Source organism: Streptomyces sp. 5-10, assembly GCF_014712245.1.
GTDB lineage: Bacteria > Actinomycetota > Actinomycetes > Streptomycetales > Streptomycetaceae > Streptomyces > Streptomyces violaceusniger.
In genome coordinates, this window is record NZ_JACVYG010000009.1 from 125510 (window position 1) to 146985 (window position 21476).

23 protein-coding genes and 2 pseudogenes are annotated in these 21476 nt (G+C 72.0%); 13 read left to right on the forward strand and 12 right to left on the reverse strand.

The window, feature by feature from the left end:
• Positions 1–220 precede the first annotated feature (220 nt).
• Positions 221–1762 (forward strand): HoxN/HupN/NixA family nickel/cobalt transporter, encoded by a 1542-nt coding sequence (locus tag IEJ02_RS14085; protein ID WP_191065177.1) that lies wholly within the window; start codon positions 221–223, stop codon positions 1760–1762.
• Between the two features lie 134 nt (positions 1763–1896).
• Here IEJ02_RS14085 and IEJ02_RS14090 read toward each other — a convergent pair whose 3' ends face one another.
• A complete protein-coding gene (locus IEJ02_RS14090; protein WP_191065178.1) occupies positions 1897–2703 on the reverse strand; it encodes an SGNH/GDSL hydrolase family protein in 807 nt (268 codons plus the stop codon).
• Between the two features lie 418 nt (positions 2704–3121).
• On the opposite strand from IEJ02_RS14090, the gene IEJ02_RS14095 reads away from it, so the two are divergent.
• Both IEJ02_RS14095 and IEJ02_RS14100 read left to right on the forward strand, forming a co-directional pair.
• A complete protein-coding gene (locus IEJ02_RS14095) occupies positions 3122–3517 on the forward strand; it encodes a hypothetical protein (RefSeq protein ID WP_191065179.1) in 396 nt (131 codons plus the stop codon).
• 225 nt (positions 3518–3742) lie between these two features.
• Positions 3743–4855: a DUF5925 domain-containing protein gene (locus IEJ02_RS14100; protein ID WP_191065253.1), complete on the forward strand. Its 1113-nt coding sequence runs from the start codon at positions 3743–3745 to the stop codon at positions 4853–4855.
• Between the two features lie 151 nt (positions 4856–5006).
• Here IEJ02_RS14100 and ddaH read toward each other — a convergent pair whose 3' ends face one another.
• The 4 genes from ddaH to IEJ02_RS14120 form a co-directional block, all read right to left on the reverse strand.
• Positions 5007–5819 carry a dimethylargininase gene (ddaH, locus tag IEJ02_RS14105; RefSeq protein ID WP_137977319.1) on the reverse strand — a complete coding sequence of 271 codons (813 nt, stop codon included), beginning with the start codon at positions 5817–5819 and terminating at the stop codon, positions 5007–5009.
• Between the two features lie 13 nt (positions 5820–5832).
• On the reverse strand, positions 5833–6213 hold the full coding sequence (locus IEJ02_RS14110) for a GntR family transcriptional regulator (protein WP_191065180.1): 381 nt from the start codon (positions 6211–6213) through the stop codon (positions 5833–5835).
• Positions 6214–6421: 208 nt separating this feature from the next.
• Complete coding sequence (locus tag IEJ02_RS14115; protein ID WP_191065181.1) at positions 6422–7012, reverse strand: TetR/AcrR family transcriptional regulator; 591 nt, start codon at positions 7010–7012, stop codon at positions 6422–6424.
• 61 nt (positions 7013–7073) lie between these two features.
• Positions 7074–8186: a methyltransferase domain-containing protein gene (locus IEJ02_RS14120; RefSeq protein ID WP_191065182.1), complete on the reverse strand. Its 1113-nt coding sequence runs from the start codon at positions 8184–8186 to the stop codon at positions 7074–7076.
• An 86-nt stretch (positions 8187–8272) separates the two neighbouring features.
• Between IEJ02_RS14120 and IEJ02_RS14125 the strand changes: the two genes are divergently transcribed.
• Positions 8273–8617, forward strand: coding sequence for a helix-turn-helix domain-containing protein (locus IEJ02_RS14125; RefSeq protein ID WP_191065183.1), 345 nt, complete (start codon positions 8273–8275; stop codon positions 8615–8617).
• Between the two features lie 21 nt (positions 8618–8638).
• Here IEJ02_RS14125 and IEJ02_RS14130 read toward each other — a convergent pair whose 3' ends face one another.
• Positions 8639–9385 (reverse strand): SAM-dependent methyltransferase, encoded by a 747-nt coding sequence (locus IEJ02_RS14130; RefSeq protein ID WP_191065184.1) that lies wholly within the window; start codon positions 9383–9385, stop codon positions 8639–8641.
• A gap of 784 nt (positions 9386–10169) precedes the next feature.
• On the opposite strand from IEJ02_RS14130, the gene IEJ02_RS14140 reads away from it, so the two are divergent.
• The 3 genes from IEJ02_RS14140 (at position 10170) to IEJ02_RS14150 (ending at position 14524) form a co-directional block, all read left to right on the forward strand.
• Complete coding sequence (locus IEJ02_RS14140; RefSeq protein WP_191065185.1) at positions 10170–11519, forward strand: MFS transporter; 1350 nt, start codon at positions 10170–10172, stop codon at positions 11517–11519.
• A gap of 5 nt (positions 11520–11524) precedes the next feature.
• The gene (locus IEJ02_RS14145; RefSeq protein ID WP_191065186.1) at positions 11525–13297 is read left to right on the forward strand and encodes a glycoside hydrolase family 35 protein; all 1773 of its coding nucleotides are present in this window, start codon (positions 11525–11527) and stop codon (positions 13295–13297) included.
• Positions 13298–13435: 138 nt separating this feature from the next.
• Complete coding sequence (locus IEJ02_RS14150) at positions 13436–14524, forward strand: LacI family DNA-binding transcriptional regulator (protein WP_191065187.1); 1089 nt, start codon at positions 13436–13438, stop codon at positions 14522–14524.
• A gap of 113 nt (positions 14525–14637) precedes the next feature.
• On the opposite strand, the pseudogene IEJ02_RS14155 reads toward IEJ02_RS14150, so the two are convergent.
• Positions 14638–15069: pseudogene (locus IEJ02_RS14155) on the reverse strand (alpha/beta hydrolase); the annotation flags it as partial.
• Between IEJ02_RS14155 and IEJ02_RS14160 the strand changes: the two are divergent.
• A pseudogene (locus IEJ02_RS14160) lies at positions 15069–15647 on the forward strand (AraC family transcriptional regulator); the annotation flags it as partial. The pseudogenes IEJ02_RS14155 and IEJ02_RS14160 overlap by 1 nt on opposite strands.
• Before the next feature lie 63 nt (positions 15648–15710).
• Here IEJ02_RS14160 and IEJ02_RS14165 read toward each other — a convergent pair.
• From IEJ02_RS14165 to IEJ02_RS14175, 3 genes are read right to left on the reverse strand one after another with little or no spacing between them, the layout of a single operon-like run.
• Positions 15711–16130: a type II toxin-antitoxin system VapC family toxin gene (locus tag IEJ02_RS14165; protein ID WP_191065188.1), complete on the reverse strand. Its 420-nt coding sequence runs from the start codon at positions 16128–16130 to the stop codon at positions 15711–15713.
• Complete coding sequence (locus IEJ02_RS14170) at positions 16127–16357, reverse strand: FitA-like ribbon-helix-helix domain-containing protein (RefSeq protein ID WP_191065189.1); 231 nt, start codon at positions 16355–16357, stop codon at positions 16127–16129. The genes IEJ02_RS14165 and IEJ02_RS14170 overlap by 4 nt, the downstream gene beginning before the upstream one ends.
• Positions 16358–16398: 41 nt before the next feature.
• Positions 16399–16557: a hypothetical protein gene (locus tag IEJ02_RS14175; RefSeq protein WP_191065190.1), complete on the reverse strand. Its 159-nt coding sequence runs from the start codon at positions 16555–16557 to the stop codon at positions 16399–16401.
• A gap of 153 nt (positions 16558–16710) precedes the next feature.
• Here IEJ02_RS14175 and IEJ02_RS14180 point away from each other — a divergent pair, with 153 nt between their 5' ends.
• The 3 genes from IEJ02_RS14180 to IEJ02_RS14190 are packed head-to-tail and all read left to right on the forward strand — an operon-like array spanning position 16711 to position 18322.
• Complete coding sequence (locus tag IEJ02_RS14180) at positions 16711–17559, forward strand: helix-turn-helix domain-containing protein (RefSeq protein ID WP_191065191.1); 849 nt, start codon at positions 16711–16713, stop codon at positions 17557–17559.
• Complete coding sequence (locus IEJ02_RS14185; RefSeq protein ID WP_191065192.1) at positions 17538–17744, forward strand: DUF397 domain-containing protein; 207 nt, start codon at positions 17538–17540, stop codon at positions 17742–17744. Before IEJ02_RS14180 ends, IEJ02_RS14185 begins: the two co-directional genes overlap by 22 nt.
• A complete protein-coding gene (locus IEJ02_RS14190) occupies positions 17744–18322 on the forward strand; it encodes an AAA family ATPase (RefSeq protein WP_191065193.1) in 579 nt (192 codons plus the stop codon). The genes IEJ02_RS14185 and IEJ02_RS14190 overlap by 1 nt, the downstream gene beginning before the upstream one ends.
• A gap of 22 nt (positions 18323–18344) precedes the next feature.
• Here IEJ02_RS14190 and IEJ02_RS14195 read toward each other — a convergent pair whose 3' ends face one another.
• Positions 18345–19109: a sulfite exporter TauE/SafE family protein gene (locus IEJ02_RS14195; RefSeq protein ID WP_191065194.1), complete on the reverse strand. Its 765-nt coding sequence runs from the start codon at positions 19107–19109 to the stop codon at positions 18345–18347.
• 46 nt (positions 19110–19155) lie between these two features.
• Entirely contained in the window at positions 19156–19737 is a 582-nt protein-coding gene (locus IEJ02_RS14200) for a Uma2 family endonuclease (protein ID WP_191065195.1), read from the reverse strand.
• 404 nt (positions 19738–20141) lie between these two features.
• Between IEJ02_RS14200 and IEJ02_RS14205 the strand changes: the two genes are divergently transcribed.
• Both IEJ02_RS14205 and IEJ02_RS14210 read left to right on the forward strand, forming a co-directional pair.
• Positions 20142–21020, forward strand: a complete 879-nt coding sequence (locus tag IEJ02_RS14205; protein ID WP_191065196.1) for an AraC family transcriptional regulator — start codon at positions 20142–20144, stop codon at positions 21018–21020.
• Positions 21021–21025: 5 nt separating this feature from the next.
• Complete coding sequence (locus tag IEJ02_RS14210; RefSeq protein ID WP_191065197.1) at positions 21026–21466, forward strand: VOC family protein; 441 nt, start codon at positions 21026–21028, stop codon at positions 21464–21466.
• Positions 21467–21476: the final 10 nt, after the last annotated feature.

A 21476-nucleotide genomic window follows, 5' to 3' on the forward strand; every position in this document is an offset into this window, starting at 1 on the left:
CCGGCCCCCGGCCTCCCGCCCGGCGCTCCGCCCCCGAAGCCGCGCCGACGAAACCCAGGGCCCTGGGCGACGCGCCCGTTGGCGGCTCGCGGCCGCTTCGCAAACCGAGGGCCGGCCCTCAGCCCCCCGCCCCCGAAAGCGCACCAGCGAAACCGCGAACCCCGGGCGGCGCGCCCGATGGCGGTGGGCGTGCGTTGGGGTGCTGGTGGGGGCCGTTGGGATGGTGGTGTTGCCTGTCGGGAGTGCCGAGGCGCATCCGCTGGGGAACTTCACCGTCAACCGTTACGACGGGCTCGTGGTCACCCCGGGGACGCTGCGGGTCGACCATGTCGAGGACCTCGCCGAGATCCCCGCCGCCCAGGCGAAGCCGGAGATCGACCGCGACGGCGACGACGCGCTGTCCGGGCGGGAGTTGGGGGCGTGGGCGGCGCGGCGGTGCGCGAGCGCGGCGGAGGGGGCGCGGCTGACGGTCGACGGGCGCGAGGTGCCCGTACGCGCCGGGCGTGCCCAGGCCCGTCAGCGCCCCGGCCAGGCCGGGCTGCCGACGCTGCGGGTCGAGTGCCGCCTCACGGCCGCGCTGGGCCACGGCGAACGGGCCACGGTCGCCTATCGCCCGCGCGACATCGGTACGGGCCCCGGCTGGCGGGAGGTGACGGCGCAGGGCGACCGTATGACGCTCACCGATGCCAACGTCCCCAAGACCTCCGCCTCCCACCGGCTGGTCCGCTACCCGGCGGGGCAGCTCTCCTCGCCGTCCGACCAGCGGTCGGCCGCGCTGAAGGTCGAGGCGGGCGGCCCCGCGCTCGCGAGCGCGGCGGAGTCCGACCGGGACGACGCGGTGGGCTCGTCGGTGCTGCCGCGCGGGGTGGACCGGTGGACGCAGGCGCTCACCTCGATGGTGGCGCGCCACGACATCACCTTCGGCTTCGCCCTCACGGCCTTCGCCACCGCCGTTCTGCTGGGCGCGATGCACGCCCTGGCCCCCGGCCACGGCAAGACGATGATGGCGGCGGCCGCCGCGGCGGGCGGGCGCAGCGCGCTGCGCGACGTACTGGCGCTGGGCGCGTCGGTGACGGTCACCCACACCTTGGGTGTGTTCGCGCTGGGGCTGCTGGTCACGGCGGGTTCGGCGGCCGCCCCCTCGGTGATCTCGTGGCTGGGCATCGCGAGCGGTGTGCTGGTGGCGGTGGCCGGGGCGGGACTGCTCCGCAAGGCGCTGCGCCGCCGTCGGCACGTGCACGCCCATCACCACGGCCATGAACACGGCCATGACCACAGCCACGATCACGGCCACGCACCTGACCACGATCACGCACACGGCCACGCGCACCCGCACACCCACGACCACGCGAACGCCCATACGCACACCCACGACCACGGCGACGGTCACACCCACACCCACGAGGTGCGCCCCACCCTGCGCGGCACGCTGCTGCTCGGGTTCGCCGGGGGCATGGTGCCCAGTCCCTCCGCCGTCATCGTGCTCGTCGGCGCGGCCGCGCTGGGCCAGGCGTGGTTCGGCTTCGTGCTGGTCGTGGCGTACGGGCTCGGGCTGGCGCTGACGCTCACGCTGGCCGGGTTCGCCGCGGTGCGCCTGGGCGTGCGGGCCACGGAACGGCTGGCGGCGCGCAAGGGGTCCGGGGGCCGGATCGACCGGCTGTTGGGGGCGGTGCGCCGCGCCTCGCCCGTCGGAACCGCCGCCGTCGTCCTCGCGCTGGGGTGCGGATTGGTGTTGAGGGGGGCGGCAACCACGCTCGGCTGAGGTGTCCGATCCGGGCCGGAAGACGCCGGAAGACGCTCGCGTTCGGCGGCGACAAGGCCCGGACGGACGCCACGACCCGCGAGGAGGCCCCGGCGGACGGGGCCTCCTCCCCTGCGAGTGGTGACGCGCGCGGGTCAGGCGGCTGAGCTGAAGACCGGGAGGTAGCCACCGGACTGGCCGGCGGCGGTGGGGTGGTAGGACTCGTCGATGGGGAGGGTGACGCTGTTCAGCCAGGCGCTGCCGGAGCAGATCTCATGCCCGGTGAAGGTCGTGGTGACGTCGCCGAAGCTGAAGCCGTGGTCGGCCGCGCGCTTGGCGGTGACGGAGTTGAGGAGATCGGCGCCGCTGTTGATCGCGGCGCGCTCGGTCTCGCTGAGGCCCACGATGCAGGAGCCGCCCAGCTTGTAGAACCGCGGGTAGCCGAGGACGACGACATGCGCGGAAGGGGCCTTGGCGCTGATGGCGTTGTAGACCTGGTCCAGCTTGCCGGGCAGGGTGTTCTGGACGAAGTTCTTGGCGTTGTTGACCGCGTTGACGCAGGTGGACTCGGACTGCAGCACACAGGTGGTCATGATGTCGGCGAAGCCCGCGTCATTGCCGCCGATGGAGATGGAGACGAGGCCGGTGCCGGAGTTCACCGGGCCGAGCTGGTTGTTCAGCACATCGCCGGTCCTGGCGCCGGAACAGGCGGTGAAGTTGAAGCTCGAGGGGGCGTGCGAGGCGGCCCAGAGCGCGGGGTACGCCTTGCTGCTGCGCTTACAGCTGCCGCTGGCGCCGTCGTAGCTGCCCGCGCCGACGCCGGATGAGTAGGAGTCGCCCAGCGCCACATAGGCGGGGCCCGCGCTGTTCTCGTTGGCCTGGGCCGCGCCGGCCCCGGTGAGGGCGAGGACGGCACCGACGACGAACGCACCCATCGTCGCCGTGAGTCTGGACAGTTTCATTCGATCTCCCTAGCAGGATCACTGCTGTGCCGATGTGAGGCGCGATAGCCCGAAAAATGGGCAATCGCGTTCGAAACCGTCAGTCACGTCGCGGGGATCGATTGCAGCGATGTGACATGGATATGTCATCCCGCGCAACCGGCCGATCTATGCGGGTAGTTGGCAAAAATCTTTCGATACGTGGCTGATACGTCCATAGGTCGGACGGAATCCGGATGAGTCACCACGCGACACCCGAACACACCGCCCGAAGACCCCGCCGGAAAGCCCCGGCGCACACCGCGCGACCAGCCCTGATGAGGGCTCAACCGGCCGCCCGCCACGGCGCGCGTTCGCGCCCTTTCCCCGTCTTGACGGCATCCGTCGACTGCGCGACATTGAAGCCCGGCATCCGGCGCTTCGGGGGGCAAAGTCGCCAATGCATACCATCACTGACAACAGACCGGCGGGCGGGGATTCGCTGCCGGTGATCGTGAGCGCCGCGGTCGGCATCGCGGCCCTCGGCGCGGCACTCGCGCTGGCCGACGTCCACTCACCGCTGCGGGCACCGTTCACGCTGTTCTTCCTGCTCGCGGCGCCCGCGCTGGCCATAGGCAGCGCCCTGCGCGGGCTGGACGCGCTGATCCGCCCGGTGCTGGCGGTGGCGGGCGCGCTCGCGCTGGATCTGCTGGTGGCGGAGGCGCTGCTGGCGCTGCGGATGTGGTCGGCGCGCGGCGGGGTGGCGGCGGTGGGGGCCGTGAGCCTGCTGATCCTGGTGCCGACGCTCTGCACCCGCCTCGCGCGGCGGCGACGCATGACACGACGTCAGGGCTGAACACGGCGCCGCGGACGGCCGACGACGCATCGTGGCACTTGCAGCGGAGCGCTCAGTGCCCCACAACGGGTGAGAGTATCCGTGAACGCCCCCATTCCGGTGGGCTTCCGTGGAACAGCTCGGTAAACGGCCACAAACCTTGGTGCGCCCTCGCCCTCCGTCCTGGATCATGGGGGCGGGTGCGCTGACCGACGCACCGGGCCCCCCGTTCTCAGGAGGCAGACCCTGCCTACGACACCCGCCGAAAAGTCCCTTCCCATCCGGCTGAACGTCGATGACAGCGATTCGCCGTCGGATGTCGTCGACGCGCTCTTCCTGGGGCGCTTCGCGACCGGCGAGCAGCCGTACGCCCGCAGTCACTCCGTCGACCGGGTGAGGTCGGGCGCGACGCTGCTGCCGCCGTCCGCGACCGTGCTGCGCGCGGCCCGTGACGACGACCGCAGCGCGACGCTCGCCGAGGGCGACGGCTGGACCCTGCTGATCTCCCGGTGGAACCGGGGGGCCGATGTGACCGTGACCGCCGTCGAGGACGACCTGGCCGAGAAGGTGCTGCACCAGGCCGTGGACGGCGCGGAGGACGAGCCGGAGCCGCAGCCGGAGAACGTGGCGATGGGCTTCTGGTACGTCTCGCCGCGGCGCGGCCCGCACCGCACCACGCGGCAGATCTCGGCCGGGACCTGGGAGGAGATCCGCGACAACTACACGGCGCCGGTCGCCGAGGCCATGGACGGGCTGATGAAGGTCACCCCGGACGACATCGCCGGCCGCCTCCTGCTGCTGCACGGCCCGCCCGGCACCGGCAAGACCTCGGCGCTGCGCACCCTGGCCCGCTCCTGGCGGGACTGGTGCCAGGTGGACTGCGTCCTGGACCCGGAGCGGCTGTTCACCGACGTGGGCTATCTGATGGACATCGCGATCGGCGAGGACGACGGCACGGCCAAGGGGCGCTGGCGGCTGCTGCTCCTGGAGGACTGCGACGAGCTGATCCGCGGCGAGGCCAAGCACACCGCGGGTCAGGCGCTCTCCCGGTTGCTGAACCTGACGGACGGTCTGCTCGGCCAGGGCCGCAATGTGCTGGTCGGGGTGACCACCAACGAGGACCTGGAGCGGCTGCATCCGGCGGTGGTCCGGCCCGGCCGGTGCCTGGCCCGGATCGAGGTCGGCAAGCTGACGCGGTCGGAGGCGGTGGACTGGCTCGGTGGGGAGGTCGACGACCGGGAAGGTGTGATCGGGCGGGACGGGGCGACGCTCGCGGAGCTGTACGCGCTGCGGCGCGGCACCCGGCCGCCCGCCGTGCCGTCGCAGTCGGGGGAGTCGAACGCGGGGCTGTACCTCTGAGACGCCGTACGCCGAGGGGGCTGCGCGGCTGCCCGGCTGCGCAGGCGTACGGCTCTTGCAGCCCTATGTCAGCCGTACAGCTCCCCCAGCCCTACGTCAGCCATACAGCTCCCGCAGCCCTACGTCAGCTGCACAGCTCCCCCGCCCTACGTCAGCCGTACAGCTCCCGCAGCCGTACGGACAGGCAGGTCACACAGCCCTCCATCTTCTCGAACTCGCTGATGTCCACCGGCACCGGCTCATAGCCGAGGTCGGCGAACAGCTCGGCGCTGCGCGGCGCGCTCGCCGCCATCAGCAGCTTGCCGCCGCCGAGCAGCACCACATGGGCGCCGGACTCCTCGGGGACGGGGAGGAAGCGGGGGAACGCGGCCGGGTCGTCGACGAGGGGCGGATAGCCGATGACGGTGCCGTCCGGCAGCGCGGTGACCGCCGACTTCAGGTGGAGCACCTTGCTGACCGGTACGGCCACCACCCGCGCGCCCAGCGGCTCCAGCGCGGCGCGCAGCTGGCGGATGCCGTCGCCGTTGGTGCGTCCGCCGCGCCCCACGTAGAGGGTGTCGCCGATCTTCAGGACGTCTCCGCCGTCCAGCGTCCCCGGCTCGCGGATCCGGTTCAGCGAGCAGCCGAGGTCCGTCACGGCCTCCTCGGCGGTCGCGGTCTCGGGCCTGCGGGACTCGGCTCCGGGGCGGCCGATCACCGCGACGTTCCGGTGGACGACCATGGTGTCCTCGACGAACACCCCGTCCGGGCAGTCGTCCAGCGCGGGCAGCTCGACCGTCTCCCAGCCGTGCGCGCGCAGCGCCACGACGTAGACCTCCCACTGCCGCAGTGCCAGCGCGGGGTCGACCGGGGTGCGGTCGATATGGGTGACGAGCCCGTCGGCGAGGCGGGGGCTGGGGCGCCGGACGAGGGCTTTGCGGCTGGTCGTACGGCCGGTCAGGGGGTTGGGCAGCGCGCTGGTCATGGGGGACAGCATGTCAGGCGGAGTCGCCGTAGACCGCGCGCAGGGCGTCCTCGACGGTGGCGAGGGCGGCCGCGCGGTCCAGGCCCAGCCGCCGCGCCCGCTGGGCGTAGGTCTGGGCGGCCTCGGCGGCCCGGCGCAGGGTCGCGTCGCCCGCCGCCGCGATGAAGGTGCCGTGGCGGCCGCGGGTCTCGATCACACCGTCCGCCTCCAGGGCCCGGTACGCCTTGGCGACGGTGTTCGCCGCCAGCCCCAGCTCCTCGGCGAAGCCGCGCACGGTGGGCAGCTTGTAGCCCACGGGAAGCGCGCCGGAGCGGGCCAGCTCGGCGATCCGCTCGCGGATCTGCTCGAAGGGGGCGGTCGCCGCGTCCTGGTCGAGGGTGATCTGCAAGGCCACGTCGGGGCTCCTGGGGCGTGGGGGCGGGACGGTGTTTGTGGCATCCATTGTGTGCCAGGCCGAGGGGCGGCGCATGGCCCCGGTGATCCAGCCCACGAGCCGCGGAAATCGGGGGAAGGTGGTTCGGCCACGAACCGGCGGCGAGGAACCGGCGGCCACGGAGTGGCGCTGGGTAGGGCAGCTCGCGGCGTAACCGCCTCAGCGCGCGTCAGCGCGATTGGCGCAGCCCCGCGATGAGCAGCCCGACGAGGTGGCGCGCGTCGTAGCGCGAGCTGTTGCCGGCCCCCGCGCAGAGGCTGCCGACGCCGCGCATCAGCTCATAGGCGTCCTGGCCGGAGCGGATCTCGCCCGACGCGACCGCGGCGTCGAGCAGCTGCGTGCAGACGGGCAGGAGCCGGTCGATGAAGTACGAGTGCAGGGGGTCGAAGCAGGGGTCGTCGGACTGGAACACGGCGGCGAGGCCGTGCTTGGTGACCAGGAAGTCGACAAAGAGGTCGATCCACTGGCCCAGGGCGGCGTGCGGGGTCTCGCCGCTCGCCAGCAGGGCGGGACCGGCCTCCGCCAGGGCCTCGACCTGGTGCCGGTAGACGGCGACGATGAGGTCGGCTCGGGTCGGGAAGTGGCGGTAGATCGTGGCCGTCCCGACACCGGCCTTGGCCGCGATATCGCGTATCGGCGCTTCCACGCCCGAGCTGACGAACACCGCGGCGGCGGCTTCGAGCAGCGCCTTCTCGTTGCGCCGCGCGTCCGCCCGCTTGGGCCGGGCCGCGCGCTCCGCGTCTCGATCGTTGTCGTTCACCGCACCCTCCCTCCGCGGCCGAGTCTAACGAAACGGGACAACGTCCCATAATCTTTGAGCGTCAGAGCGGGGTCAGCCGGTCGGGCCCCTCGGGGGCGTACGCGATGGGGTCGTCGGGCTCATGCCAGTGGAGGGCGAAGCGGTGCCCCGCGCGATACGCCTCGAGGCCCGCGCGGCAGTACGCCACCATGTCGTCCGGCAACGCGCCCAGCGGGAACCAGCCCAGCTCGGAACACTTCTCGGGCTCCCGATTCACCGGCTCGCGCCCGCCGTCCCCTCGCTCCCCCAGCTCCGCCTCGAAGAACCACCCCGTACGGGCGTCGCCGGTCGGCGCCTTGTGCTGCAGCACAAGCACCGCCCGCACCTCGTCCGGGGCAAGGCTGATCCCGATCTCCTCGGCCGCCTCCCGCACCATCGCGGCACGCACGTCCTCGCCGTCCTCGACATGCCCGGACGGGGCGTGGAGCAGCCCATCCGCATAGCCCGTGTTCGCGCGTCGGGCGAGGAGGACGTCCCCGCCCCGGCGCAGGATCAGATGCACATCGACGATCTCCCGATGCCGCCGAACCGGCGCGAGATCGGCCACCAGGGCATACCGCTCGTCGTGCACGGCCCGCCCCCACAGCGCCGCGTCCGGTGCGAGCTGCTCGACCGACAGCCGCTCCGTCAACGGCCCGACCAGCGCGGACAGCTCGGCGGCGGTCAGCCCGACGGGCTCGGCCTCGCCCCACCGGCCCTCGATCAGCACCAGCCGCCCGCCCGGCCGCAGCAGCCGCACCCAACGCCGCAGCACCGCCCGCTGATCCGGCAGCATCCACAGCAGGTGCCGCACCAGCACGACATCGAACCGCCCCTCCCCCACGGGCGGCTCCGCCGCGTCCCCGACGAGCACACTGGCCCCCGTCCCGGCCAGCTTCGCCCGCGCCAGCTCGACCATGCGCGGCGACCGATCGACCCCCGTCACCCGATGCCCCCACTCGGCCGCGAGCAGCGCGAGGCTCCCCGTGCCGCACCCGAGGTCAAGCACATCCGCGGCCCGCCCGGGCAACCACCCCCGCAACCGCCCGGCCCACGCCTCCCGCACGGCCGGGTCACGCAGCCCATGGTCCGGCTCATCGTCGAAGCCCGCGGCGGCGGCATCCCAGTAAGCGGTGGTCGAGCTCTCTGCACACATACCGCGATGGTCGCACCGACCACTGACAACGCCCCTCTTGCGGATGAGCACACCGCGTTGCCCATGGCGCGAATATCGTGCACGACATGAACGACGCGTTGCACAGCCGCTGGAAGCGGGCGAGCGAGCGGAAGCTTGCCGAGGGGTACCAGGAGTCCGCCGAGGTCGAGCAGGAGCGTCAGGAGCACCGCCTGTCCATGGCACTGGCCAAAGTCGTCTACGACCGCCGTATGGAGCTGGGGCTGTCCCAGACCGAACTGGCCGCCCGTACCGGGTTGACCCAGGCCAAGATCTCCCGGATCGAGGGTTCCGACACGGTGCCCACATTGCCCCTTCTGGCGAAGCTGGCGAAGGGACTGAACGCGTCGTTGAACATCGCCATTGACGAGGCCGACGCACACGTGACGCTCACCGCCCACGAAGCGGCGTAGGCACCGACGTCACCCTGGCGCTCAGGGACTCCGTCGCAGCACGAGCGTGACGAAGCCCAGCGTGCCGCGGTAGCCGGAAAGCCACTGGGAGCGGTGCTCGGCGGCGGCCTTGAAGGCGTCCAGGGCGTCGGGTTCCTCGCGGTGGTCCAGGGCCCAGCGGGACAGGGAGCCGGTCCAGGACCACTCGTAGTCGTCCCACTCCCCGGCCGTGCTGACGTGGCCGTAGACCGGCGTCCAGCCGTCCGCGACGACACGGTCCACGGTGGTCGCGAGATCCGCGTAGTCGTCCCACGTGGCGCCCAGCGCGGAGAGGGCGGCGGCGTCGGGTTCGCGCTCCCAGAAGCCGTCGCCCACCAGGACATGGCCGTCCGGGGTGAGGAGTTCGCGCGCCGCCGCGAGCGTGGGCAGCAGGCCGCCGAAGGCGTGCGCGGCGCCGACGCTCAGCACCACGTCGAAGCGGTGCGCCGAGGCGAAGACCGCGGCGTCCATCTCATGGAGGATCAGCCGGTCCGCGACCTCGGATTCCTCCGCGCCCTCACGTGCCTGCTCCAGGGCCGCGGTGTGGATGTCCACCCCCTCGGCGCGCATCCACGGATAGCGGACCAGCAGCCGCCGCAGCCATTCGCCACCCCCGCAGCCGAGGTCGAGGGCGCGGTCGGCCTCGTCCGCCACCGCCCGGTCGAGCAGTCGGGCCACCGACTCGTCGGCGATCGGGGCGGCGATCGGATGGGCGGCGTGCGCGAGATGGGATCTGCGTTGACGGTCCATCCGCACAGCGTGGCAAGGCCCGACCCGCTCCGCAGCCGGTTTTCCAGGCTTGGTTCTCGCCTCAGCCACCGCTGGGAGGTGCCCCCGCCGGGGCGGCTGGGGGATGCCCGACGGATCGTGACGCCTGATGAGGCGGGCCGCTCCCCTCCCCGCCCCTTCCCCGACAGCATCGATACGCGGCTCCGCCGCACCGGGGGTTCCACCACGCCGGGGGCTCCGCCGCACGGGGGCTCCGCCACGCGGGGGTTCCGCCGCACGGGGGTTCCACCACGCCGGGGGCTCCGCCGCACGGGGGCTCCGCCACGCGGGGGTTCCGCCGCACGGGGGTTCCACCGCACCGGGGGCTCCGCCGCGCCGGGGGGCTCCGCCACGCGGGGGCCACACCCTGCGCGGCCTGCGCTGCGGTGCGTACATCACGCTGACCCACGACGGATGGCGGGTCCTCGGCGAGGGGCGGGGCGGCCGCCGGCCGCACTCCGCTTCGCTGCCCGCCGAGTTGGACGTGGCCGTCGAGGACGACGGCGACGCCAAGGCGCTGCCGCGGCCCCACCTCGGAGGGCGGCGCGCGGCACTGAGCCACTCCGCCGCCGTCTGACCGGTCGCGGGCCCCGCCACGCCGGGGCGGCTCCGCGCCGGGGCGGCCCCGCCGCACGGCAAGCTCCGCCCCCGGTTCCGGGGGTCCGGGGGCGGAGCCCCCGGTAACGGGAAGGGGCGGGGAGGGGAAAGCCCCCGAGCACCCCGCAGCCGCACCGGCAGCGAGCCGCAACCCCCCTTGACGGGCCGCATGTTAGCGGTAACACTCCCCCTCGTGGACTCCTTGGAGCAACCAACGAGCACCCCCTCACCACCACCTCCTCCCCCACTCTTCAGCCGCGCCGCCGTGGCCGCCTCCTGCGTCGGCTTCGTCCTCATCGGCGCGCTCCAGGCGCTCTACGGGCCGTCGATCCCGGCCCTGCGCGACACCTACGGACTGTCGCCGTCGGCGGCCGGGACCGGCCTGAGCGCGCATTTCATCGGCGCGGTGGCGGGTGTCCTCGTCTTCGACCGGCTCTTCGGCCGGATCGGCAACCGCCGGCTGCTGGGCTGGTCCTACCTGCTCATGGCGGGTGGCGCGGCCGGGTTCGCGCTCGCGCCCAGCTGGCCGCTCGCCTTGGGCCTGGCGCTCCTCGCGGGGCTGGGCTTCGGCGGGATCGACTACGGGCTGAACCAGCTGTTCGCCGTCGGCTTCGGGCGCCGTAGCACCGCCATGCTCAACATCCTCAACGCCCACTTCGGCATCGGCGCCGTCCTCGGCCCAGCCCTCATCGGCCTGGTCGGGGCCGCCCACTACCCCGCCGTCTTCCTCGGCTTCGCCGCGCTCACGCTGCCGCTGCTGCTGTGTCTGGCCGGGGTGCGCGACGAGGCCCCGCCGCGCGGCGGCGACACCGGCGTTAGCGAAGACACGGCGGCGGACACCGGCGTACGCCGCCGCGTCCGCGCCCGCAGTCTCGCCACCGTCCTGGGCGCCTTCGTCGTCCTCTACGTCCTCCACGTCGGCATCGAGTCCGGCGTCGGTGGCTGGGAGCCGACCCACCTGGAGGCCATCGGTTACGGGGCGACCGCCGCCGCCTCCGCGACCTCCGCCTTCTGGCTGATGATGACGGTCGGCCGCTTCCTCGTCGCCCCGCTCGCCCTCCGCTGGTCCGCCCAGGCGATCATCGCGGTGAGCTGCGCCGGGATGACGGGGTGTCTGCTGCTGGCCGCGATCCCCGCCGCGGCCCCGTACGCGTACGCGGGCGCCGGGCTGTTCATCGCGCCGATCTTCCCCACCGGGCTGCCCTGGCTGCTCCGGGCGGCGCCGCGCGCCCACCGGGCCGGGGCGCTGGTCATGGCGGCCTCGATGGTCGGCGGGGTCGCCGCACCGCCCGCGCTCGGCAAGGCGATCGAACTCTCGGGCGTCCGCGCCGTACCGCTGATCCTCTGCGCCATCTCCGCGGTGTGCCTGATCACCACCGTATGGCTGATCCGCGCCGCGTCCCCGTCCGTACTCCCTACGTCATCTCCCGTGCCCCTTACACCTCCCGTGCCCCCTACGTCACTCGAACTCCCCACGCCACCCGACGAACCCGCCCCCGCCACCGAAAGGACCTCCTGACCCCCATGCCCGCCGCCCCGCCCGCCCTGACGCTCTCCGACGACGGTTTCCTGCTGCACGGCGAGCCCTTCCGGATCCTCTCCGGCGCCCTCCACTACTTCCGCACCCACCCCGACCAGTGGGCCGACCGGCTGCGCAAGGCGCGGCTGCTGGGGCTCAACACCGTGGAGACCTACGTCCCGTGGAACCTCCACCAGCCCGCCCCCGGCACCCTGGACCTCGACGGGCTGCTCGACCTCCCCCGCTTCCTCGAGCTGGCCCACGCCGAGGGGCTGCGCGTACTGCTGCGCCCCGGGCCGTACATCTGCGCCGAGTGGGAGGGCGGCGGGCTGCCGTCCTGGCTGACCGCGCAGCCCGGTCTGCGCCCGCGCAGCCGCGACCCCCGCTTCACCGCCGCCGTGGACGCGTACCTCGATCTGCTGCTGCCGCCCCTCGCTCCCCATATGGCGGCGCGCGGCGGCCCGGTGATCGCCGTCCAGGTGGAGAACGAGTACGGGGCGTACGGCGACGACACCGCCTATCTCGCGCATCTGGCCGACGCGCTGCGCACCCGTGGCGTCGAGGAGCTGCTGTTCACCTGTGACCAGGCGGACAAGGCGAAGCTGGCGGCCGGAAGCCTGCCCGGAGTGCTCACCACCGGCACCTTCGGCGGCCGGGCCGAGCAGTCGCTGGAGGTGCTGCGCGCCCACCAGGAGAGCGGGCCGCTGATGTGCGCGGAGTTCTGGATCGGCTGGTTCGACCACTGGGGCGAGCCGCACCACGTTCGCTCCGAAGACGACGCGGCGGCGGCCCTGGACACGCTGCTGTCCGCCGGTGCCTCGGTGAACATCTACATGTTCCACGGCGGCACCAACTTCGGCTTCACGGCCGGCGCCAACCACGACCACGCCTACACCCCCGCCGTCACCTCCTACGACTACGACGCGGTGCTCACCGAATGCGGCGACCCGGGCCCCAAGTACGCCGCGTTCCGCGATGTCATCGCCCGCCACGCCGCCGTCCCCGACGAGCCCGTCCCCGGGCCCTCGCCCAAGCTGCCCCCGACCGACGTCACGCTGACCGACTCAGCCAACGCCCTGGTCTGCGCCGAATTCCTGTCCCCCGGCGAGCGGTTCACCGAGCCGCCCACCATGGAGCGGCTGGGCCAGGCGTACGGCTTCGTCCTCTACGGCGCGGAGCTGCCCGCGCTCGGCGACCGCGTCCTGCACTTCACGGGCGGGGTGGGCGACCGGGCGCAGGTCTTCGTCAACGGCGCCCCGGCGGGCGTCCTGGAGCGCGAGCGCCATGAGGACACGCTGCACGTGCGGAGCCCGGAGTACGGGGCCCGGCTGGACGTCCTGGTCGAGAACATGGGCCGGGCGAACTACGGTCCGCGCATCGGCGACCCCAAGGGCATCACCGGCCCGGTCACCCTCGACGGCGAGCCCCTGGAGAACTGGACCTGCCACCCCCTCCCCCTGGACCACCTGCCCGAGCTGCCCTTCCGTGGTACGGACACCCCCGTCGCCGGTCCGTCCTTCCACCGTGGCACCTTTACGGTGGACACCCCCGCCGACGCGTTCCTCGCCCTGCCCGGCTGGACCAAGGGCGTGGCCTGGATCAACGGCTTCAACCTCGGCCGCTACTGGTCGCGCGGCCCGCAGCGCCGCCTCTACGTGCCCGCGCCGGTGCTGCGGCCGGGGACGAACGAGTTGGTCCTGCTGGAACTGCACGCGGCGACGACGCGCACGGTACGGCTGACGGACGAGCCGGACCTGGGCTGGACGGACGAGAACTGATACGGCCGAGGGCCGAGACGTACGAGGACTGAGACGTACGGAGACTGAGACGGCCGAGAACTGAGACGGCCGAGGACCGAGACGGCCGAGGACCGAGACGGACGAGGACCGAGACGGACGAGGGGAGACACAACGGACATGGGCGAGCCGGAGGAGGAAGCGGGCGGACCCCAGCGCGTCCGGCGGCGCCGGGCCACAGCGGGCGGCGGGGCCGTGATGGCCGACGTCGCCCGCCGTGCCGGGGTCTCCGGGCAGACCGTCTCCCGCGTCCTCAACGACCACCCCCGGGTCCGCCCCGAGACCCGCGAACGCGTCCGCGCCGCCATGCGCGAACTGGGCTACCGCCCGACCGCCAGCGCCCGCACCCTGGCCAGCGGCCGGAGCCGCACCCTCGGCGTGATCTCCTTCGACGCGGCCCGCTTCGGCCCGGCCGCCACGCTGGCGGGCATCAACGAGGCCGCGCAGGAGGCCGGTTACCTGGTCAGCACGATCGCGCTCACCGCCGCCGACCAGGAGGCGGTGCGGGGCGCGGTCGACCGGCTGCTCGGCCAGGGCGCGGACGGCATCATCGCGATCGCCCCGCAGCGCTCGGTGGGCGAGGCCCTGGTCGAGGCCGACCACGGCAGGCCCATGGTCACCCTGGACAAGAGCTTCGGCGCCCGCTTCCCCGTCGTCGCGGGCGACTCCGCGTCCGGCGCCCGCCAGGCCACGGAACACCTGCTGCGCCTCGGCCACCGCACGGTCCGCCATATCGCGGGCCCGGTGGGCTGGATCGCCGCCGAGGCCCGGGTGGACGGTTGGCGGGCGGCCCTTAGGGACGCGGGCGCGGAGGCGCACGAGCCCCTGTTCGGCGACTGGAGCGCGGACTCGGGCCACGACCTGGGCCGCCGCATCGCCCACGACCCGGACGTCACGGCGGTGTTCGTCTCCAACGACCAGATGGCGGTGGGCGTCCTCCGCGCCCTCCACGAGGCGGGCCGCCGGGTCCCCGAGGACGTCGGCGTGATCGGCTACGACGACATCCCCGAGGCCGCGCACCTGCTCCCACCGCTCACCACGGTCCGTACGGACTTCGCGGAGATCGGCCGCCGCTGCCTGAGCCTGATGCTGGACCAGCTGGAACGCACCCCCGAGCCGGGGGTGCGGGTGACCATCCCCACCGAGCTGGTCCTGCGCGAGAGCTGTGGCCACCTGTTCCGGGGTGCTGCCCGGCAGGCTCACGGGTAGGGAACTGCTCACCGTTGTGTGTGCTGTCGGGTGCGGTGCAACGCGGCAGGACCTGTCCCGGCCCCGTGGTCGGGAGATCAGGGGCACAGCCCGTCGTCGGGCCGCGGGGACGGTCAGGCTGCCGACGCGAATGCGGTGATGGCGTCGACGAGGTCGGCCGGGGCTTCCAGCGGGATCAGGTGACCGGTGCGGGGGACCACCACGAAGTCGGCTTGGGAGAGGTAGGGCACCAGGTTGTCGCGGAGTACGCCGACGGGCTCCACCTGGTCGTGTTCTCCGGCGACGACGAGAGCGGGCACGCTGACCATGCGCGTGTGCTCGGTGATGTCCTGCGCGATGCCGCGCAGCGGCCACTCGGTGCGGGCGGCGTCGGTGACGGTCCGCGAATCGGTCACGATCTGCGCCTTGACCGGAGCGGGCAGCTCGGTCGCGGTGAGGACGTGATCCCGTGCCCCGGCCACGGACTCGACGGAGTCGTAGGCGTGCGACAGGGCTTCCTGGTACTCGGGAGTGACCTGTGCGGCGGGCTTCGCCGGGCCGGAGCCTTGCCGCGCACTGGAGCATCCCCGACGCCGGCTGGCCCTTCGTCGACACGGCGCGCAGCCATCTCCTCCTCGAAGCATCCGCCCCACCCAGTGACTCCTCGACGGAGCTGCCCGAAATCCTGCTCTCCGCGCTCATCACCCGGCTGCACCCACCGCACGCCGAAGCACGGCTCACACATCCGGTGTTCCGGTTGTTCCGCTCCAGCGTCGAAGCGCACTTCCGGCAACACCACGACGCCGGCTACTACGCCCGTGCGCTGGGATACGCGCCCCGCACCGTCTCACGAGCGGTGCAGCAGGCCACCGGCCGCACCGCGAAGGCGTACATCGTCGAACGGATCACCCTGGAAGCCAAACGGCTCCTCGCACACGACCGCGTCACCGCCGCCCGCTGTGCCGACATACTCGGCTTCCCCGACGCATCCAACTTCTCGGTGTTCTTCCACAAGGCCACAGGCAAACGCCCGGGCGCGTGGCAGGCGACGGTGGCCGCCGAGTGTCTTTGGGCTCTCTCTCCACCGTCGCCGGATACTCGGCCTTCGGTGCCTTCTGGTTCCTCGTCTCCGTCATCGCCCTGAGCATCCGCGGCCGACGCGTGGGGCTGGGGGTGTGACGCGGCGGCGCCGCAGGTCCGCACGGTCTCAGAAACGTGCGTCGAACGTCTCGACTTCACACCGCCCCGCACCACTTTTGCCGATCCTGGCATCACTGGTGATCAACGGGACACCCAGGCTTTCGGCAAGCGCGACGTACTGGGCGTCATAGGCGGACAGGTTGCTCGACAGACCCTTGACCCGCTCCCACAGGATCAGCGTTTCATGCCGGTCGATCGGCAGGTCCCGATACGTCGCCACGGCCTTGCGAAGCTGCTTCTCGGTCAGCTTGGGATCACCACCGCGTCGCCCGCGCGCCAGGCCGAGCAACGCGGACATGATCTCGTAGTCGAGCAGGTGGGGTGCGGCGAGCCGATCCTCCTTCGCGACACGTACACGCACCCCATGCCCGGTGGGCCCCTCGTCCGTCAGGAAGAAGACGAGCGCGGAGCAATCGATGACGATCAACGGCCCGCCCTTGCGTCGTCGATCGCGGCGAGCACGTCCGATGTACTCAGGCTCGCGCCGGCCTCGGCTTCGGCACGGGCCGCGACCTCGGCAAGGGTGGGCCTGGAGGCTTCGCCGACGAGGACGTCCAGCGCATACGCCTGGAGTGACTTGCCAGCCTGCGCGGCGCGGGCCTTCAGCGTGGCGAGGGCGTCGTCCGGCACATCGCGGATGGTCAGAGCAGTCATGCGCTGCATTTTAGCAGCACCGCATGCATAATGCAGCCGCATCACAGGTCCGCGGCGTCGCGGTGGCGTGGGCAGCGGCAGGGTGGGAACTGGCTGGACCGCAGGGGTTCGAGCTTGTCCTTGACCACGACGACCACCCTGCCGAGCTCCTGCGTCACGACCGCGCCGTCCGGCGAGACGCGGTAGACGCGCATCGTCATCCGTGGAGCGGTGGATTCGGTGTGTGAGAACACGTTGACCTGTCTTTCCGGTCGGCCAATTACGTTGAGTGCACACACCGTTGCGTTCCGGCGCATAGGCTGGAAAGAGGCGACACGTCCCAGCCAAGATCGCGGGACAAGAGGGGATGCACGATGCCGTTCCAGCCACGCGAACTGTTTCCCGACCGCTCGGCACGCGACCTCTTCGGCGCGGAGATCCGGCGCCACCGAGAGAAGGCGGACATGTCGCTGCGGCGGCTGTCCGAGGTGCTGAACTACAGCAAGTCACACCTGGCCCGGATCGAGGCGGCGGAGTCCCTGCCGTACGACGACCTTCCGGCGAAGCTGGATGCGTGCTTTGGGACGGATGGCTTGTTCGCGCGGATCTATGCGCTCGCGAAGAACGAGCCGTTCCCGGGCAAGTACCGGCGGGCCGTTGAGGTCGAGAGCCAGGCGATCGTGATTGAGGAGTACGCCTGCGCCACCATCCCCGGGCTGCTCCAGACCGCTGAACTCGCGAGGGAGTCGCTACGGATCGGACACCGCCATGCTCCGGACGCGGAAATCGAGGCGCTGGTCAAGGCTCGCCTAGATCGGCAAACACGGCTGGACCAGCCTCATCCGCCGGAGTGTTGGTTCATCGTGGACGAAGCGGCGTTGCGCCGCCCGCCGGGCGGGCCGGAGGTGATGCAGCGCCAGATGAAGTCCCTGCTTGAGCGCGGGACGCATCCGTACGTAACCCTTCAGGTGCTGCCGTTCAGCGCGGGCCACCATGTGGAAGCGGGCAACTCCCTCGTGCTCTACACGGTGCCGGATGAGCCGATGCTGGCCTACAGGGAAGGCAGCCGCTTCGGGACGATCATCGAGGATAAGGACGTAGTTGCGAAGCTCCGGAAGAACTACGATCTGTTGCGGGCCATGGCCCTCTCGCCCCGTGACTCCGAGGCGATGATCCGAGCCTTGATGAAGGAGTGGGCTTCATGGGGATCACCCCGGACTTGAGCACCCTCGCCTGGCGTAAGAGCAGCTACAGCAACAACGACGGCGGCATCTGCGTCGAGGTCGCCGACAACCTCCCCGGCATCGTCCCCGTACGCGACTCCAAGGACCCCGACGGGCCCGTCCTCATATTCCCGAACGCCTCGTGGAGCGCGTTCATAGCCACCCTCAAGACGGACGGGACCTGATGCCGAGCACGGCCGCATGGCACAAGAGCGGCACTGTTGAGACGCCGGACTGCCTGATCGTGACGGGGATGCCGGGGGCCGGGAAGTCGACGGTGACCAGGCTGGTCGCCGAGCGCCTGCCACGCTCCGCCCGGCTCGACGGCGACTTCGTCAGCAGGCTGATCGTCAGCGGTCGCGTCGGGGCCCTGGGCGAGCCTGCTGACGAGGCAGCGCGGCAAGTGGAGCTGTGCAACCGCAATCTGTGCACGCTGGCGAACAACTTCTCCGATACCGGCTTCACGCCTGTGATCGACTGGGTGATACCCGACCGCAAGCAGCTGGACTTCTTCGTCTCCCTCCTCCCGGCCCGGCAGGTCTTGTTCGTCGTTCTCGCACCGGGCATCGAGGTATGCCGGTACCGCAACACCATCCGGGATCCACAAGAGCGGTTCGACTTCGACGGCTATGAAGGGCTCGATGCCGACATGAAGCGCGAGCTCGGCGATGCGGGCTGGTGGTTCGACACCTCGGCCCTCACTCCCGAGGAGACCGCCGATCGCGTCATCCGGGAGGCTCGCCATCGCGCTCTGGTGAACTGACACACTGAGCGAGCCTGAAGGGTCACCGCAGCAGCAGCTGAAGTCCGCCCAGCACCGTCGCCGCGATGACCAGCCGCTCGAAGAGCCGCTGATTGATCCGGTCCACGCAGGCCTTACCGATGTACGCACCGGGCAGGACGAAGAGCGCCAGCAGCGCGTCCAGGAGCAGGGAGCGGCCGTCGATCAGGCCGAGGCTGACGCTGAAGGGCACCTTGGCGACGTTGACGATCAGGAAGAACCACGCCGAGGTGCCCAGGAAGCCCAGCTTCCGGAAGCCGGCGGAGAGCAGGTAGAGCGACATCACGGGCCCGCCCGCGTTGGCCACCATCGTGGTGAAGCCGCCGAGCACCCCGTACGAACCGGCCTTGAGCCGTGCGCCCGCCCCGTCGGCGGCCGGGACCTCCGGGGCCGCCGCCCGGGCGGTCGCGCGGCGCCGCCACACCGTGACGCCCGCCATCAGCAGCAGGATCGCGCCGATGGAGGTCCGCACCTCCGCGTCCCCGGCCCACAGCATGAACACGGTCCCCACCACGACCCCGACCGCGACCGCCGGGAACAGCCGCAGCAGGGTCCCCCAGTGGGCGTGCCGACGGTAGGTGCCCACGGCGAGCAGGTCGCCGACGATCAGCAGGGGCAGCAGCACACCGGTCGACTCCCGGGCCGGAAGCACCGCCGCGAAGACCGCGAGGCTGACGGTATTGGCGCCGCTGACGGCGGTCTTCGAGAAGCCGACGAGTATGGAGGCCGCCGCGAGCGCGGCGAACTCCCAGAGGGTAACGGTGTACATGCCACGGAATCATTCCAGGCCACCGCAACCCCCGGAGCCAGGGACCTCAGCGCACCCAGCCCTGGAGCGGCTCGGTGTCGAGCGTGACGCCGACCGGCGCGGGCAGCGTGAGCGGCTTGCCGAACGGCACGGTCTTGGTGCTCTCGTACCGGACCCCGTCGGGCTCGCTGAAGACTGTGACCTCACCGGCTTCCCGATCGACCAGCAGATATACGGGGATGCCCGTCTCGGCGTAGGCGCGTGGCTTCTCCACCCGGTCCCTGCGGTCGGGGTCGGAGTCGTACGACGTGACCTCCACGACCATCAGGACGGGATCGGAGTCGGCCCACTCTCCCTGGCCGACGAACGCGTCACTGTGGGCGAGTGTCCCGTCGGGGCGGGCATGGCCGTTGCGGTAGGTCTCGACCTTGAGGCCCTGGTCATGCAGCCACAGGTCGGGATGGGCCTGGATGCAGATCCGCGCCAGCCACTGGATGATCCGCCCATGATCGCCATCCGGCACCGGCGTGACCCCGATCTTCCCTTTGATGAACTCCCACCGCACTCCCTCCGCCACGCGGGCCGCCAGCCGCGCGTACTCCTCGAACTCCTCCGGCAGCATCTGCGGACGATCGTGGGTCGCGGTCATGACCGGGAGCCTCCTTCGGGTGCGGTGCGCTCTCAGCGTAGTCGTTCTCAGGGGCCAGGCGGATCTTTCCCCTCCCCGCCCCTTCCCGATACCAGGGGCTCCGCCCCAGACCCCGGGGTCTGGGGCGGAGCCTCACCTTGCAGCCCTTTCCAGGGGGCACCTCCCAGCGGTAGCTGGGGGAGATTGAGGAGCGGGGCCGGGGGCAGAGCCTCGCCTCCCAGGCCCCTCCGGCCATTGACGAGCAGCACCGCGGACGGAGCCTCGCCTCCCAGCCCCTCCGCGATTGAGGAGTGGGGTCTGGGGCGGAGCCCCCAGTTTCGGGAAGGGGCGGGTAGGGGAACAGCCCGCCGCAAGCGACCCCTGCGGGCGGGTCCGCTGTCGGAGGGGCGGGTGATACTGGCCGCATGAGCAGTCAGGAGTTCGTGCGGGCCGGGGCCGGGCTCGGGCATGGGCTCGGGGGGATGGTGGTGTCCGCCGTCGGGTATCGGTCTCAGGGGATACCGCCCGCGCTGCACCGGGGGCTGCCCTCGCCCTACCTGACGCTGATCTTCTCCCTCGACGGCCCCGTCGTCGGCGGCGTCACGCCCGAGCAGGCACGGGGGCCAGACGCCGCGCGGACCGAGATCGTCGTGGGCGGCCTGCACCAGCGACCGGCCTACATCGTCCAGCCCGGCCGCGAGGCCGGGGTGCAGCTGGCCGTGCATCCGCTGGCGGCGCGCACGCTGCTGGGGCTTCCGGCCGGTGCGCTCGCCTCCGACGACGACCTGGTCACCTCAGGGGCCGACGTGCTGGGCAAGCGGGCCGCCGACATTCGCGAGCGGCTGTGCGAGCAGCAGACGTGGGAGGACCGGTTCGCCACGCTCGGCGCCTATCTGCGGGAGCGCGCGGCCGAGGGCGAGGACGGAACTCCGGTGCGGAGCGAGGTCGCCGAGGCGTGGGCCTGGCTGGCCCGGCATCGGGGGGCCGGGACGCTCACGGGCCTGGCCGAACACGTCTCGCTCAGCCCGCGCCGGCTGACCAGCGTGTTCCAGGCCGAGACGGGGCTGAGCCCCAAGCAGGCGGCCCGGCTGATGCGCTTCCAGCACGCCAGGACCACGGTGGTCCGGGCCGTCGCTGCGGGCCGGGCGCCGGACCTGGCCCGGGTCGCCGCCGACTGCGGCTACTTCGACCATTCCCACCTGGTGCGCGACTTCCGCCAGTACACCGGGGTGAGCCCGACCGCCTGGCTGGCCGAGGAGTGCCGGAATATCCAAGCCGGGGGCCACCTCTACGGCGAAGAGTAGAGCCCATGAACACCGCACCGGACGAAAAGAACCAGCCCAAGCAATCGCGCGAAGCCGCCATCTGGCCCACGCTCCAGGCCCATGACGCCGTCGCCCTGATCGACTTCCTGGTCGACACGGTCGGCTTCCTGCGCACCGCCGTCTACCAGGACGGGAACCGCGTCGCCCATGCCCAGCTCGACTGGCCCGAGGGCGGCGGCATCATGCTCGGCTCGTACGACCCGGAGACCAAGACCTGGTGCCTGGAGCCGGGCACCTTCGGGGCGTACGTCGTCACCGACCACGTCGACGCGCTGTACGAGCGCCTCACGGCGGCCGGGGTGCGGGTGCTCCGGCCGATCGAGGACCAGCCGTACGGCAGCCGTGAGTTCGCCATCGCCGACCCGGAGGGCAACAAGTGGTCCTTCGGCACCTACCGGGGCGAGCCCCGGCCCGCAACCGACTGAGAGCTGTCCG